Source organism: Limosilactobacillus kribbianus (genome assembly GCF_026413145.1).
In the GTDB taxonomy this organism is placed as follows: domain Bacteria; phylum Bacillota; class Bacilli; order Lactobacillales; family Lactobacillaceae; genus Limosilactobacillus; species Limosilactobacillus kribbianus.
In genome coordinates, this window is record NZ_JAOVYZ010000023.1 from 15,439 (window position 1) to 30,765 (window position 15,327).

16 protein-coding genes are annotated in these 15,327 nt (G+C 53.4%); 12 read left to right on the top strand and 4 right to left on the bottom strand.

Going from position 1 to position 15,327, the window contains the following annotated elements; all coding sequences use genetic code 11:
• Nucleotides 1-115: 115 nt before the first annotated feature.
• From OCT58_RS06195 to rihA, 10 genes are all read left to right on the top strand, one after another.
• Complete coding sequence (locus OCT58_RS06195; protein ID WP_267202012.1) at nt 116-616, top strand: O-acetyl-ADP-ribose deacetylase; 501 nt, start codon at nt 116-118, stop codon at nt 614-616.
• Nucleotides 617-709: 93 nt separating this feature from the next.
• Nucleotides 710-1,693, top strand: coding sequence for a LacI family DNA-binding transcriptional regulator (locus OCT58_RS06200; protein ID WP_267202013.1), 984 nt, complete (start codon nt 710-712; stop codon nt 1,691-1,693).
• Between the two features lie 137 nt (nt 1,694-1,830).
• Nucleotides 1,831-3,189: a glucose-6-phosphate isomerase gene (locus OCT58_RS06205; protein ID WP_267202014.1), complete on the top strand. Its 1,359-nt coding sequence runs from the start codon at nt 1,831-1,833 to the stop codon at nt 3,187-3,189.
• A 15-nt stretch (nt 3,190-3,204) separates the two neighbouring features.
• Nucleotides 3,205-4,083, top strand: a complete 879-nt coding sequence (gene scrK, locus OCT58_RS06210) for a fructokinase ScrK (protein WP_267202027.1) — start codon at nt 3,205-3,207, stop codon at nt 4,081-4,083.
• 35 nt (nt 4,084-4,118) lie between these two features.
• Nucleotides 4,119-4,382 (top strand): SemiSWEET family transporter, encoded by a 264-nt coding sequence (locus OCT58_RS06215; protein ID WP_267202015.1) that lies wholly within the window; start codon nt 4,119-4,121, stop codon nt 4,380-4,382.
• Nucleotides 4,383-4,517: 135 nt separating this feature from the next.
• Nucleotides 4,518-5,597: an efflux RND transporter periplasmic adaptor subunit gene (locus tag OCT58_RS06220; RefSeq protein WP_267202016.1), complete on the top strand. Its 1,080-nt coding sequence runs from the start codon at nt 4,518-4,520 to the stop codon at nt 5,595-5,597.
• Nucleotides 5,590-6,285, top strand: coding sequence for an ABC transporter ATP-binding protein (locus OCT58_RS06225; RefSeq protein ID WP_267202017.1), 696 nt, complete (start codon nt 5,590-5,592; stop codon nt 6,283-6,285). The genes OCT58_RS06220 and OCT58_RS06225 overlap by 8 nt, the downstream gene beginning before the upstream one ends.
• Nucleotides 6,272-7,504, top strand: coding sequence for an ABC transporter permease (locus OCT58_RS06230; protein WP_267202018.1), 1,233 nt, complete (start codon nt 6,272-6,274; stop codon nt 7,502-7,504). Before OCT58_RS06225 ends, OCT58_RS06230 begins: the two co-directional genes overlap by 14 nt.
• A gap of 63 nt (nt 7,505-7,567) precedes the next feature.
• Nucleotides 7,568-9,061: a cardiolipin synthase gene (gene cls / locus OCT58_RS06235; protein WP_267202019.1), complete on the top strand. Its 1,494-nt coding sequence runs from the start codon at nt 7,568-7,570 to the stop codon at nt 9,059-9,061.
• Between the two features lie 136 nt (nt 9,062-9,197).
• The gene (gene rihA / locus OCT58_RS06240; protein ID WP_267202020.1) at nt 9,198-10,136 is read left to right on the top strand and encodes a pyrimidine-specific ribonucleoside hydrolase RihA; all 939 of its coding nucleotides are present in this window, start codon (nt 9,198-9,200) and stop codon (nt 10,134-10,136) included.
• 55 nt (nt 10,137-10,191) lie between these two features.
• Here rihA and cysK read toward each other — a convergent pair whose 3' ends face one another.
• From cysK to greA, 3 genes are all read right to left on the bottom strand, one after another.
• A complete protein-coding gene (cysK, locus tag OCT58_RS06245; protein WP_267202021.1) occupies nt 10,192-11,118 on the bottom strand; it encodes a cysteine synthase A in 927 nt (308 codons plus the stop codon).
• 5 nt (nt 11,119-11,123) lie between these two features.
• Nucleotides 11,124-11,951 carry a homoserine O-acetyltransferase/O-succinyltransferase family protein gene (locus tag OCT58_RS06250; protein WP_267202022.1) on the bottom strand — a complete coding sequence of 276 codons (828 nt, stop codon included), beginning with the start codon at nt 11,949-11,951 and terminating at the stop codon, nt 11,124-11,126.
• 294 nt (nt 11,952-12,245) lie between these two features.
• The gene (gene greA / locus OCT58_RS06255) at nt 12,246-12,749 is read right to left on the bottom strand and encodes a transcription elongation factor GreA (RefSeq protein ID WP_267202023.1); all 504 of its coding nucleotides are present in this window, start codon (nt 12,747-12,749) and stop codon (nt 12,246-12,248) included.
• Nucleotides 12,750-12,840: 91 nt separating this feature from the next.
• Between greA and OCT58_RS06260 the strand changes: the two genes are divergently transcribed.
• Together OCT58_RS06260 and OCT58_RS06265 are read left to right on the top strand one after the other, a co-directional pair.
• Nucleotides 12,841-13,968 (top strand): hypothetical protein, encoded by a 1,128-nt coding sequence (locus OCT58_RS06260; RefSeq protein WP_267202024.1) that lies wholly within the window; start codon nt 12,841-12,843, stop codon nt 13,966-13,968.
• Between the two features lie 14 nt (nt 13,969-13,982).
• Nucleotides 13,983-14,315 carry a hypothetical protein gene (locus tag OCT58_RS06265; protein ID WP_267202025.1) on the top strand — a complete coding sequence of 111 codons (333 nt, stop codon included), beginning with the start codon at nt 13,983-13,985 and terminating at the stop codon, nt 14,313-14,315.
• Nucleotides 14,316-14,410: 95 nt separating this feature from the next.
• On the opposite strand, the gene OCT58_RS06270 is transcribed toward OCT58_RS06265, so the two are convergent.
• Nucleotides 14,411-15,190 carry a dimethylarginine dimethylaminohydrolase family protein gene (locus tag OCT58_RS06270; RefSeq protein WP_267202026.1) on the bottom strand — a complete coding sequence of 260 codons (780 nt, stop codon included), beginning with the start codon at nt 15,188-15,190 and terminating at the stop codon, nt 14,411-14,413.
• Nucleotides 15,191-15,327: the final 137 nt, after the last annotated feature.

Sequence of the window (15,327 nt, forward strand, 5' to 3'; positions counted from 1 at the left end):
ATGAGTGGGCCTTTTTTTAATGATTATTTCCCGGAAAATAACTAGAAGAGACTGCTAAAGCAATCTAAAATTGAGATGAAATTAACTCGTGATTTTGGAAACAGGAGGCCTACCAATGAAACAAGTTCAAGTTATTCAAGACGACATCACAACGCTGGCGGTCGATGCAATCGTCAACGCGGCCAACACCACGCTGATGGGCGGGGGTGGCGTTGACGGCGCCATCCATCGGGCAGCCGGGCCGGCCTTGTATGCGGCCTGCCGCAAGTTTCATGGCTGTCCCACCGGTGAGGCCCGAATCACCAGCGGCTTCAACCTGCCGGCCCGCTACATCATTCATACCCCGGGGCCAATCTGGCACGGGGGCACTGGGGATGAGGCCCAACTGCTGGCCAATTCGTACCGCAACAGCCTGCTCCTAGCGGAAGAATATGGTTGTCGGACGGTGGCCTTTCCGTCGATCAGCACCGGAGTCTATGCCTTTCCCCTTGAACAAGCAGCTCCAATTGCGCTGGCGACCATCCGGGATTTTCTTGCGCAATCTACCAACGTCGAGCAGGTGACAATGGTCTGCTTTGATCCCGTGACCCTCGCCGCCTATCGAGCAGCATTATAATCACAATTGCTCGCGTTTAAGCGGGCTTTTTAATTTTTCGTTGGTTGAAAATGCTATAATAAAACTAATTATGTTAAAAATCAGGTGAAAGAAATGGCACAAAAGCCAGTCAAATTAGACGATGTTGCGCGCGAGGCGGGGGTGTCCAAGACAACTGTTTCCCGCGTTTTGAACCAGCGTGGTTATCTTAGTGAAGCAACCATTGCCAAGGTCCACCACGCAATGGAAAAACTAAATTACCGGCCCAATGCGATTGCTCGCCAGCTTTATAAGCAGGAAACAAAAATTGTCGGTCTGATCTTCCCAACTACCGATGATCCCTTCTTCGGTCAATTGGAAGCGGCTCTGGAAAGTGAGCTTTATCACCGCGGTTACAAGGTTTTGATGGGGAACAGTCAGAATGACCCGGGCAAGGAGCGCAGTTTTTTGCGGCAGCTTCTGAACCGGCAGGTCGATGGTCTCATCGTCGGGGCCCATAACGAGGACATCGATGAGTACCAGCGCACAACCTTGCCAATCGTTTCGATTGAACAAATCGTCAGCAAAAATGTTCCGGTGGTGTCATCCGACAATTACAACGGAGGGCGGCTTGCCACACAACGCTTACTCGACGATGGCTGCCAGCATATTATCCACACTAACTATCCAGAAAACATTCCGACGCCGAACCACGAACGGCGTTTAGCTTATGAGGAGTTGCTGCGGCTGCACGGACGAACCCCGATTACTTATCATATTAGCTTTGATGACCCAGTCGAGAAGAAGCGCCAGGTGATTCGGCGGATTTTTGAAGAACACCCAGAGGTCGACGGGATCTTTGCCGATAACGATACCAATGCCGGTTTGATCATGAACATTGCACGGGAGTACAAGCGTTTGATTCCGGAAGACTTGCGAGTAGTTGGCTACGACGGGGCTAACTCTACCCGGATTCTGTTGCCACAACTGACCACCGTTCAACAGCCGATTGACCGAATGGCAAAGACCGCTGTTCAGTTGCTCCAAGCCCGCTTAAATGGTGAAAAAGTGGAGTCAGTGATGCTGCCAGTCAAGCTAATCGATGGGGGAACGGCCTAATGCCGCTCCTTTTTATTTTAATTTTTTATGTCAACCGGTTGACAGATAAAACAGAAAACGCTAACATAAGAACCGTTGAAACAAGGAAGCGCTTTACTAACAGCTGAGGAATTTTAGTAAAAAGAGGGACTTTTATTATGGCTCATGTTTCATTAGACAAGCAAGGCTTAAAGCAATTTGTACACGCAAACGAACTCGGTGAGATGCAGGCAATGGTCAACGCCGCCGACGAAGAACTTCGCCAGGGCACCGGTGCTGGTGCGGACTTCCGTGACTGGCTCCATTTGCCAACCGAATACGACAAGGAAGAATTCGCCCGCATCAAGCAGGCCGCCAAGAAGATCCAAGCTGACTCCGACATCCTGGTCGTGATCGGGATCGGGGGCTCCTACCTGGGTGCCCAGATGGCCATCGACTTCTTACATAATACCTTCTACCAGGCCCAGAGCGCTGAGGATCGCAAGTATCCACTGGTCATCTTTGCCGGGAATTCCCTGAGTTCGACCTACGTCCACGACCTGCTCCAGCTGATCGGCGACAAGGACTTCTCCGTCAACATCGTCTCCAAGTCCGGGACGACCACGGAACCATCCATTGCCTTCCGGATCTTCAAGGACAAGCTGATCGCCAAGTACGGTGAGGCAGAGGCCAACAAGCGGATCTACGCCACGACCGACAAGGCCAAGGGTGCCTTGAAGACCGAGGCCGACGCTCACGGCTACGAAAGCTTTGTCATTCCAGATGGGGTCGGCGGTCGTTACTCCGTCCTCTCCGCCGTGGGTCTCTTGCCAATTGCCGCTTCCGGTGCCGACATTGACCAGCTGATGGCCGGTGCCGCCCAGGCCGAAAAAGATTTCGTTGACCCCGACCTGACCAAGAACGAAGCTTACCAATACGCCGCCTACCGGAATATCCTGTACCGGAAGGGCTACGAGACCGAACTGCTGGAAAACTACGAGCCAAACATGCGGATGTTCGCCGAATGGTGGAAGCAACTGGCCGGCGAATCCGAAGGGAAGGATCAAAAGGGCATCTACCCATCCAGCGCCAACTTCACGACCGACCTGCACTCCCTAGGTCAGTACATCCAGGAGGGTCGGCGCTTCCTGATGGAGACTGTGGTCAAGCTTGACAAGCCAAACTACGACGTTGACATCCCGAGCGAAGACGACAACCTCGACGGCCTCAAGTACCTGGAAGGCAAGACGATGGACTTCACCAACACCAAGGCTTACGAAGCCGTTGTTGCCGCTCACACGGCCGGTGGCGTTCCAGTCATGACCGTTCACATCCCAGAAGAGAACGAGTACACCCTGGGTTATTTGATTTACTTCTTTGAAGTCGCCATGGGTATCTCCGGCTACCTGAACGGGATCAATCCATTCAACCAGCCGGGTGTCGAAGCCTACAAGGTCAACATGTTTGGTCTGCTGGGCAAGCCGGGCTACGAAGAAGTCGGCGATAAGCTGCGGGCAGAAATGGAAAAGAACAACTAAGGAGGAGCCAAAATGATGTTATTAGGAAGTATCGAAGCCGGCGGGACCAAGTTCGTCTGTGCAGTCGGTGACACCAACTACCAAGTTAAAGATTCAATTCACATTCCAACGACCACGCCGGAAGAAACACTGCAGAAGTGCATCGATTGGTTCGATCAGTACAAGGCTGATCTGTCAGCAATCGGGATTGCCTCATTCGGCCCGATCGAAATCCGCAAGAGCTCCCCAAAGTACGGCTACATCACCAGTACGCCAAAGCCGGGTTGGGCAGATACGAACTTTGTTGGTCCGTTCAAGGAACATTTCAACATTCCGATCTACTGGACGACCGATGTCAACGGCTCCGCTTACGGTGAATACGTTCTCTCCACGCTGTTCAATAAGCGGGTCAACTCCCTGGTTTACTACACGATCGGGACCGGCGTCGGGGCCGGTGCCGTGATCGATGGCAAGTTTGTCGGTGAAACGGGTCACCCTGAGATGGGCCACATTCGCCTGAAGCGTCACCCAGACGACTTGGACTTCAAGGGCATCTGCCCATTCCACGGTGACTGCCTGGAGGGCCTGGTCAGCGGGCCAACCTTTGAGGCCCGGACCGGGAAGAAGGGGAAGGATGTTCCATTGACTGATCACGTTTGGGACATCATGGCCTACTATGTTGCTCAGGCAGCCCTGGACGCAACCCTGATGTTCCGGCCTGGCCAACTGGTCTTCGGTGGCGGGGTCGTCAGCGAAGAGTTCCTGAAGAAGGTTCGGCCAAAGTTCATGGAACTCCTGAACAACTACATCCCGATCGACAACGTGGATGAATACATTACGATGCCACTGGCACAGAATAATGGTTCCGCCACGATCGGCGACTTTGCTCTGGCGCTGAAAGCCGCAACTGAATAATTAAAGAATTGAGAGAGAAAAAGGGGTACAAAATTATGAAGGAAACTAAATTTATCCGGGTCTTAAGTGTCGTTGCCAGTGTGATCGCCGTCTGCATGTACGTTTCATACATTCCACAGATCATCAACAACCTTCACGGTGCCTACTGTGCACCTCTCCAGCCATTTGTTGCGGGTCTAAACTGCACGCTGTGGTCAATCTACGCATGGTTTAAGAGTGAACGTGACTGGGCAGTCTTTGTCGCCAACTTCCCGGGAATCTTCTTTGGCTTCATTACTTTCTTCACTGCCTTGCACTAATAACCACTGTTTTATCAAAACACTCCATAATCACCCAGGATTATTTCCCGGGTGATTTTTTATTGCCGTCGCTTCAGTCAGCAATATTTGGTATGATACAAGCAAACGAATTTGTTCTATTGGGAGGAGAAAATCGTGGCAAAGGAAAAGAAAACACGGCGGGGATTGAGGAAGGGCCTGCTGGCGAGCAAGCGGCGGCGCTGGCTGCTGCTTGCCGGGCTGTTGGTGGTAGTAATTGTGATCGCGGTGGCGGTCCATGCCGCAAACCAGCAAAAGGCAAGCACCCAACCCAAGTACCGGACGATGAAGGTTAGCCGCCAGTCCGACTTTGCGTTGACGGGCAAGGTTGAAGCAACCCAAACTCAGGTGCTGGCGCTGCCATCTGGGAAACTGCAGAGTCTAAACGTGAAGGACGGTGATCACGTTGCTCAGGGCACGCCGATCCTGACGACCCATAATGACGAGACCCAGGACAGTGCGACCGAGCTCCAGGGAGACCTGACTAAGGCTCAGCAGCAGGTCAAATCGCAGCAGCAGACGATCAACAGCCTTCGCCAACAAATCAGCAGCGCGGGCGAGGATGAACAGGCGGACCTGCAGAGCCAGCTGACGGAGGCCCAGAACGCTTATAATGACGCCCAAGCCAGCGTTAGTTCGACCCAGTCCCGACTCAACACGACTAACAGCAAAGTCAATCAGACACTGACGGCGCCGTATGCAGGCTACGTGACGGTCGACCAGTCTAAGCAAGATCAGCCGGTGGTGACCCTTTATTCCGACAGCCTTCAATTTACCGGCCAAATTTCCGAATACGACTACAGCAAGCTCCACCAGGGAACGACCCTGCAGGTCAAGGCGCTGGCAACCAACCGGACTGAAAAGACGCCGGTGTCGTACCTGGCTAAGGTGCCCACCAAGGCCACGGGCAATAACAGCAAGTACAAGGTAACTGCCAATCTGAACGCCAACAAGTTTATGGCTGGTCAGACCGCCAAGGCATTCATTGCTCAGGACGGGGTACGAATCCCGAAGTCTGCCGTCCGCCACGGGAAGGTTTTCGTCGTGATTGACGGCCGGGCCCAGGCAGTTCACGTCAGCGGGCACGCGGTTAACAGCTCCTACCTGGTCACTGACGGGGTTGACGCGGGCGATCGGATCGTAACCAACCCGGGAAAGCACCTCAAAGACAACACAAAGGTTGATCAAGATGATTAAGCTCGAGCGTATCAACAAGTATTACCGCCAGGGCGATCACCGTTTCCATGTTCTGCACGACATTAGCCTAAATGTCGACCAGGGTGAGCTGGTGGCAATCATCGGGGAGTCTGGTTCGGGAAAATCGACCCTGATTAACATCATCGGCTTCCTTGATGATGACTTTGAGGGCAATTACTTTTACGAGGGTCAGCCGATCCACAACTACACACGAAAGCAGTTTTCCAAGCTCCGCAACCAAAATGTCGGCTTCGTCTTCCAGAACTTTAAGCTGATCCGGGAGGCCTCGGTGGTGGAGAACGTGGCCCTGCCGCTTCTCTATGCCGGCCAGCGGCGCAGCACCATCAGGGGACGGGTCGAAGCGGTCCTCGATCAGGTCGGTCTGCACGGCTATGGCGACTCTCTGCCGCAAAACATGTCCGGTGGTCAGCAGCAGCGGGTCTCAATTGCCCGGGCGATCGTCAGCCATCCCCATTTTCTAATTGCCGATGAGCCGACCGGGGCCCTGGACACCGAGACCAGTCAGGAAATCATGAACCTCTTTAAGGAGCTCAATCAAAACGAGGGGACGACGATCATCATGGTCACCCACGACCCCAAGGTGGCCGCTCAGTGCGACCGGATAGTCAAGATCATCGACGGCCGGGTCGTCAGCGACAGTCAGGAGGTGCGCGATGCGGGTAAGTGAATTAATTCGGACCGCGCTGCGTTCGCTGCGGGCCAATAAGAAGCGCAGTTTTCTGACCATCATCGGGATCATGATCGGGATTGCGGCCGTGATTACGATTCTCGGGATTGGGGACGGGATCACCCAGACGATGTACGACAAGTTCGGCAACAACGCCAAGCGGGGTCAGCAGACGACGGAGATCTACTACACTCCGGATAACGAAAATTCGGCGGTCAACGGCTTTAACCAGCAGGATCTGACCAACATCGACAACCAGTTTGGCGGTGAGGTACGTCGGGTTCGGATCGAGCACGAAACGGCCAACCTCAACACCCATGCGGAGATCGGCGACACCCTAAAGAGAACCACGGTTAGTCTGCTGAATAAGCCGACCACCGACGTGAAGATGATTGCCGGACACAACCTTTCCGCAGGTCAATTGGCAACCGGAGAACCAGTCGCCCTGATGAAGGAGTCACTGGCCAAAAAGCAGTACGGGACCGCGCAAAACGCCATTGGTACCACGGCCACGGTCGGTTCCACCAGTTACCGGGTGGTCGGCGTCTACCGTGGCCAGGCGGAATACTCCACGGACGGTGACGAAAATAAGTACGGGGTTGACCTCCTGCTGCCAAAGAAGCTCTACTACCAGGGTGATACCGCCAGCCAGGGAAACACGATCAAGCTGACCTTTGATCAGGGGGAGAACGCTGGTCGCCTTTCCCGCAAGGTCGAAAAATACCTGAAGAAGAACGGCAGCGCGGCCAGCCAAGGGACCTACACCTACGAGGACATGGAGAAGGCCCTCAAACAGTTCTCCTCCCAGATGAGCATCATCACCAGCTTCATCAGCCTGATCGCCGCTATTTCTCTCTTTATCGCCGGGATCGGCGTCATGAACATGATGTACATCTCGGTATCTGAGCGGACCCAGGAGATCGGGATTCGTTTGGCTGTCGGGGCGACCCCGGCCAACATTATGATGCAGTTCCTGATTGAGGCGGTCGTGCTGACGGTTACCGGGGGCCTGCTGGGCTTTCTCGGCGGTGCCGGCTTGGCCCACCTGATTGCGCCGCTCCTGTCGCATTCGATCGGCAGCGGCATTCACATCCACGCCCATATCACGCTGAACGCCTTCCTGCTGGCCTTTGGAACCTCAGCGGCGGTCGGCCTGGTCTTCGGGATCTTGCCAGCCCGTCAGGCGGCTAACAAAAACCTGATCGATATTCTTCGCTAGGGTCCCGTCAGCGCGATAGCTGGGCTATAATAGACCTCGACAAGAATAGGGAGGAATAAAAAGATGAACATTGTTTGGACTTGGGACGTCGTTCGACGAATCATTGAAGTAATTTGGGTGATCAACATTGCCTTTGCGATTTGGACCGTCTTTCGGACCCGGCGTGACATCGCATCGACCTGGGCCTGGCTGTTGGTGTTGTCGCTGTTTCCAATCGTCGGCTTCATCGCCTATCTTTTTGTTGGGCGGAAGCTATCGAACGATGATATCTTCAGCATCCGAGCCGAGCAGCGGGCCGTTGCCCAAAAAATGGTTGGTAAGCAGGAAGCAGTAATCAATCGCCGTCAGCCGGACGCCTCCAAGGGGCAGTTTGCCCGAGCACGCCAGTTGATCCGTCTCTCGCTGGGCTTGGACCATGCCCTGGTGACTTTTAACAACCACGTGGACGTGTTTGTCGACGGGCACAAGCTCTTTGATAAGCTGATTGAGGACATCGATGCCGCCACGGATCACGTCTACATTGAGTTCTACACCTTTTATTCCGACGAGTTGGGAACGCGGATTCTGAAGGCGCTCGAGCGGGCCGCCGCGCGCCACGTTACCGTGAAAGTACTCTACGATTTGAGCGGTTCACGGGGGACCACTTTCCGTTTCTTTGCGCACTTAGAGGAGCTCGGTGGAGAGGCCCAGCCGTTTAACTCCCGCTCCAATAAGCGGATTTCGACTCCGCGGCTGAACTACCACCTTCACCGCAAGATCGTGGTGATTGATGGCAAACTGGGCTACATCGGGGGCTTCAACATCGGTGACCAGTACCTGGGCGTCGATTCGAAGTTTGGCTACTGGCGTGATACCCATCTGCGGGTGTTTGGCCAGGCTGCGATGCTTTTGACGGCGCGCTTTGCGATGGACTGGAACACCACCTGCCGGAAGACTAACAAGACCCGGATCGACACTAGTAAGGCCTTTACCAGCTTTAAGGTGAAAAAGCCGACGGGGGATGAGGACGAGGTCGCTATGCAGATCGTTTCGTCCGGGCCGGACAACGAAAACTTCGCGATCCGGCGGGGCTATGAGTCGATCATCAGCTCGGCCCGCAAATACGTCTACATCCAGACGCCGTACCTGATCCCCGGGGAGCCAATCCTGGAGTCGTTGATCATCGCGGCCCGGAGCGGGATCGACGTGCGGATCATGATTCCGGCGATGCCCGATCACCCCTTCGTCTACCGGGCAACCGAGTACTACGCGAAGTACCTGGTCAACAATGGGGTTAAAGTCTACAAGTACAACAATGGTTTCATCCATGCCAAGACGATGGTCAGCGGCAATAACCTTTCCTCAGTTGGTTCGGCCAATCAGGATTACCGCTCCTACCGGCTGAACTTCGAGGCCAATGCCTTTGCCTATAACGCCAAGCTAACGGCACAGCTGAAAAAGATCTTTGAGGACGACATCAAGGACAGCACCTTGTTGACGCCGGAATACTTCGACGCGCAATCGCGATGGCGCAAGTTTAAGCAGTACTTCTCCCGGCTCCTCTCGCCAATCTTATAGAATAGAAAACCCGCTGCGGTTCACTTTACGACTGCAGCGGGTTTAATAATGGATCAATAGCCGCTTAAGGACTGTAAGCGCTCCCAAAATCCGGTAAGATCAAAGAAGAAAGTAAATTCATGAAAGGATGATCGAAATGGCAAAGAAAATTATTTTAGATTGTGACCCGGGCCATGATGATGCCCTGGCAATGACGCTGGCGGTGGCCAACCCGGCAATTGACCTCTTAGCCGTGACCACTTCTGCGGGGAACCAGACTCCAGACAAGACGCTGAACAACGCCATGCGGATGCTGACGCTGCTGCAACGTGAGGACATTCCGGTCGCCTCGGGGAACCAAACGCCCCTGGTGAAGCCCCTGGAGACGGCTCCAGAGGTTCACGGGGAAACCGGCTTAGACGGTGCCGATTTGCCGGATCCCGATTTTGCGGTTCAGAAAATGACCGCAATCGAATTGATTGCCAAGACGCTGCGCGAAAATGACGATCAGGTTACCCTGGTGGTGACTGGGCCGATGACCAATGCGGCCCTTTTCCTGCGGGTCTACCCGGACCTGGCACGGAAGAAAATTGACCAGATTGTCTTCATGGGTGGCGCAATGGGCCTGGGCAACTGGCGACCATCCGTGGAATTCAATATCTTCGTTGACCCCGAGGCCGCCAAAATCGTCCTGAACTTTGGCATTCCACTGGTGATGGCACCACTGAACGTTACCCACAAGGCTCAGATCATGAAGGATGAGATCGAAGCGGTCAAGGAGATTAAAAACCCCATTGGTCAGGCATTCTATGGATTACTGAGCTTCTTTGAACAGTACCACGAAAATCCAAAGTGGGGCTTCACGGGGGCGCCGCTTCACGATCCGTGCACGATTGCCTGGTTGATTGATCCGACGATGTTTAAGACCGATAAGATGAACGTTGACGTCGAGACGCAGGGCGACCTCACCCGAGGCGAAACGGTTTGTGATTGCTACCGGCTGACCGGGAAGCCGGTGAATACCGAGGTATTGTTGGACATCGATCGGCCACGATTTATCCGCTTGATAATGGATTCGCTGAAGAGCTTTGACTAAAAAACAACCTGGAAGAAATGATGCTTCTTCCAGGTTGTTTGTTTAGTTGGTAGTGTTAGTAATCAAACATTTCGGTAGACAGGTAACGGTCGCCGCCATCCGGTGAGACGGTGATGACCTTCTTGCCCTTGCCCAGCTTCTTAGCCAATTCAATGGCACCCTTGATGTTGGCGCCGGCAGAAATTCCGACCAGGATCCCTTCTTGGTGGGCAACTTCCCGAGCCATGGCGATGGCGTCGTCACTCTTGATCTCGAGGATGCCGTCGTAAACATCCTGATCCAGCACCTCCGGAACGAAGCCGGCGGAGATTCCTTGGATCTTGTGCTTGCCACCGTGGCCTTCCTTCAATACCGGTGATTCGGCTGGCTCCAAGGCGTAAACCTTGGTAGCTGGGTTAGCCTTCTTTAGGGCATGACCGATCCCGGTCAGGGTGCCGCCAGTACCAACCCCGGCAACAAAGGCATTAGGCAGGTTGTCCTTGCCAAAGGCCTCGATGATTTCCTGACCGGTGGCTTCTTCGTGGATGGCTGGGTTAGCTGGGTTATCGAACTGCATCGGCATGAAGTAGCCCTTTTCCTTGACTAATTCCTCAGCCTTGGCGATGGCACCCTTCATCCCGTCGGCACCCGGGGTGAGAACCAGTTCGGCGCCGTAGCCCTGCATGAGCTTGCGCCGTTCAACACTCATCGTTTCCGGCATGGTGATTACCAGGTGGTAGCCCTTGGCTGCAGCGACCATGGCGAGACCGACCCCGGTGTTACCGGAGGTTGGTTCGACAATTGTGCCGCCTTCCGTAAGCTTTCCGTCTTTTTCGGCTTTTTCGATCATGGCCAGAGCGATCCGGTCTTTGATAGAGCCGGCGGGGTTAAAGAATTCGAGTTTAACGTAGACATCGGCAGCGTCTTCCGGGACGACGCGGTTGAGCTTGACGATGGGGGTGTTACCGATCAGGTCGGTGATGGAATTAACGATTTCAGTCATAGTAATTACTCCTTTACTAAATTCTTGGCTTGGATACGATGGGCAACCAGGTGGAGCCAGTTGTCAAAGAAAATGTGCTGGGCCGGCTGCCACTTGAACTGGGGACCCCGCATGTGAATGGGGTCGAGGTAGTAGTTCTGTGGCTTGGCATATTCCCGGTCCGGGTAGGCGTTCTTTTCTCGACGGTATTCCTTGGTCAGTGCCTCCCGCCCGTATTCCAGGTGGGAAAAGAGGAAGTATTGGGGATGGTGGCGTGCCCGGAAGGAGAAGAGATTTCCACCCGGGGTGACGGCCTCTAAAACTAAGTCGGGATGGTTAAAGACCTGCTGATGGTCGAGCTCTGCGTAACGGGCGTGGGGAGCGAGAAAGCCATCGGGCAGGCCAGCTAAAAGGGGACTGGCTTGCAGGAGGTGATTGGAATAGATGCCGAAGAGCTTGCTCGGCAGCTGGTGCTTGTCGATCCCGTACAGGTAGTTGGCAGCGGCCATTGCCCCCCAGCAGATGTAGAGCTGGGGAATGTTCAGTTCATTGAGCCGGTCAATCAATCGGTGAATCTCATCAATGTAGGTGATTTTGTCAAAGGGGAGCTGTTCGATCGGTGCCCCAGTGATGATGAAGGCGTCGAACTGGTCGAGCTCATCTAAAACGAGCGGCTGGGAGATGCGCTGGACGAGCTCGGGAACGGGACGCCCCTGGTAATGTTGCTGGGGGTACAGGAAGGTCAGCTTCACCGGAAAATCTGATTGAGCCAGCACGTGCTGAAAGCGCCGTTGGGTGTCAACCTTATCGTGCATTAGATTTAGGATTCCAATATGAATAGGAGTGACGGTCACGATATCACCTCAATTTTCGTGAAAATTTAGTATAAAAAAGCTGTTATTAATCTTCTCCGCGCGGGGATTGCACTACGCCAAAAAGCCCATCATGCAAATGATGCTGGGAATTAAATGGAAGATTAACAACAGCAGGTAATGTGCTGGGACTGGCTAAGGGTTAATGCTTTAATCATGATCACCACTCCTTTAAACTTAACACTTGTAATTTGTTAGTAACATTTTAACCCGGTTAAGATTAAAAGTCAATTAGAAAGTTGCGCTTAAACAAGGAACGGTCGGTCAAATCAAGCCCTAATTGGCAAGCTGGACCCGGATGATTTTAACCTGGTAAGTGGATTGCGGAGCCTGGACCGTCACGGTGTCACCCGCCTGATGGTGCATGAGGGCGGCGCCGAGGGGGGAGTCAAAAGTAATTTTCTGCTGGGCGAGATCGGCCTCCTGCTTACCGACGATTTGGTAGGTGGTCTGGTCCTCGTCGTCTTCAAATTGCAGGGTAACCCTGGTTCCCAGGTCGACGTGGGAATCGTCGGTCGGAGTGATAATCTGGGCATACTGGAGCTGCTTATTGAGGTAGCGTAGCCGGCTCTCCAAGTGGCGCAGTTCTCGTTTGGCAGTGCTATATTCGGTGTTTTCTGACAGGTCGCCGAGGGCCCGGGCGGCTTTGAGCTGTTCGATCTTGGCCGGCCGCTGTTTTTGGAGGGTGGCAATTTGCTCCTCAATCTCGTGATAGCCGTTGGCCGTCATCTTTTGAAAGTAGACGTGCTTCATTTCTTCAACCAGTTTTTTGCGCTGCATCAGAGTCAATCCTTTCTTTTTTCGCTATTTTCCATTTATGGTATCATAGAATGGTAATTTAATTATTTGAGACGGAGGAATAATTGTAGAAATGAACGAGCAAGAAGAACATCTGAAGCAGTTCCTCACTTCGTCCACGTATCATCAGCTCTCTGCTAACCAGCAGAAACATGCTCAGGACATCCTGACCCGTTTTAACCAGCACATGTTCAACGAGCAACACTTGGCCGACACCGCGTGGACACCCCAGGCGGTTCGCGAAGTGATGGTTGGGGACTTTATTGCGGACCCGGCTTTGACCAATCAGTTTGGCATTGCCGTGGCGCCGGTATTAAAGGCCTATCAGAAGTTCCTGAAGGTTGACCAGCTCAAGGAGATTGAGGCTGCCATTGATTCGCAGCGGACGAACATGAACACCTGCCGGAAGGCCCACCAGACCTGGGCTCAGTTACACGGGGAAACAACGACTGCCTCCTCGGCTGCAGAAAAAGACACTGAGCCGGCATCAACAAACAATGCCATTAAAAAGGTGCACCGGGCTGACTGGTCACCAGCTAAATTGGAACAGTTCATCAGTGACACCAAGGTAGCGGTTGCGACGGCGCCGGAATTCCAGCACCAGTTCCTGGACCACGCCCAGCAGCAGTATATCGTGGTAGAATTCTTGACCCTGATTCATCAAGAGTTTAACGAATACCCTGGCGAATGGGACTTCAGCGACCTGCAGCGGGTCTTAGGGATGATGATGCCGCTTGACCCGGACATCACTCCCAAGCAGATTCAAAACATTGTGCCAACCGCCCAGGCCCTCTTTGACTACCTCAAGCGGACCAACAAGATCGATATGGACCAGTACAAGACTGCGCTCAAGTCGATCGCTAACATGCAGCCGTCCCAGTCGATGCTGGCTTCCCTTTCACGTAAGGAACGGGAAACCCAGCTGGTCATGTCCTTTATCCGTAGCAACGGTGTCAACATCGACGATATGAAAGCCGCCGATCAGTGGATGGACGGGCATAGAGACGAAGTGGCCGACTTTATGCGGACCCTTCTGCGGCCATGGCGGGAATACGAGCACCAGCAGCTAGTTCGGCGTCAGCATGCGGCCCAACAGCGAGCACGACTCAGTCAACCGGGTGAAAAGGCAGTTCGCCACCACCGGGCACCACGGGGCATTAAGTTTAGCAAGAAGGCCCGGAAAAAGCGTCATCGCAAATAAAGAGGTGAGAACAGGTGAGTATTCAAATTCCGCAAAACATGACCGAAGTTGAAGTTCAGCTGATCGACCGCAAGAAGGCCGGTGAGCAGGTCACCAAGGAAGAGATTATTCAAAATGCCGTCAAGGATATCCTTCAGGCACTGATGGATGAGGCACTGGAAGGCCACTACGACGATGTTAAATGGGATGACCAGCAGCATAATCTCCTGGTGTTTGACATCATGGGCAAGCAGGTCGGAATGGCCCAGCCACAAAAGGGGACTTTCATCGAGGACTTCACCGCCAATCCCGATGGCCTGATGGACTACTTCACCACGGTTGTCACTAAGATTGTGGGCGGACGGTAAAACGCGAGTTCTGTCCCACCGCCTATTATCTTTATTAAAACTGGCCAGTAGGCGTGAAATTGCGCTTGCTAGCCAGTTTTTAATTTTGCCAAATTTTAGTTAAAACGCAGCGACAGGCAGGTCAAGCCACCGTCGATCTTGCTAAATTCCGACATGTTGGCCTCGTAGGTGGTGAAGCCGTTTTCTTCCAGCAGCCGCTTAACTCCTGGAAAGCCGGCTGGCATAATGACACCGTTGCCGGTGTTGATGCAGTTGACGGCGTAGTCTTCGCCAGCAGGAACCTTTAGCTGGTCGAAATCCTGAAAGTAGGGACTGTCAATGTACTCACCGGACACCAGCAGCTTGTTATTGCCCATGTAGGTGGTGCCGGTCTTGAGGTGAAGAACCTGCTTAACCGGAACAGCCTTGACGGTTTTGCCGAACTTGGCGGCAATTTTACTAAACTGGTCGATTCCGGCCTGGTTGGTCCGTGCGGAGAGGCCAACGTAGATCAGGTCATTGTCCACCGGCATGACGTCACCACCTTCGAGCGTTCCGGGGCTGGTGATTTCAAAGATCTGCTTGTCGTCGTAGAACTTTTCAATTGCCGGCTTGATCAGTTCCCGCTCCTTTTGCCGAGTGTCTCTGGCGGGGTTGGTAATGACGGCGAAGTCATCGAAGACCACTGCCGGATCCTCAACGAAACAAGAGTCCGGGAAATCAGCCAATGGCGGCAGGGTGGTGACGGTGATCCCCAGTTTTTGCAGCAGGGTAACGTAGTCCTGATGCTCTTTTAGTGCCAGCTGGTAATTGGGCTTACCCTCGTTGGCGTAGTCGTCAATTCCGTTGACTACGCTTGGTGCTGGCGTCCGGACAATCGCTTTGGTAAATAGCATATTAATCCCTCCTTGTATTCTATAAATATATCCTTTCGGATTTTGCTACTATACAACTTGTTTTCTGGTCACCGCATGATAACCTCTAATTATCATTGGCTTTGGTCAACTGGTATAGGTTAAATTCTCCTGTAGTT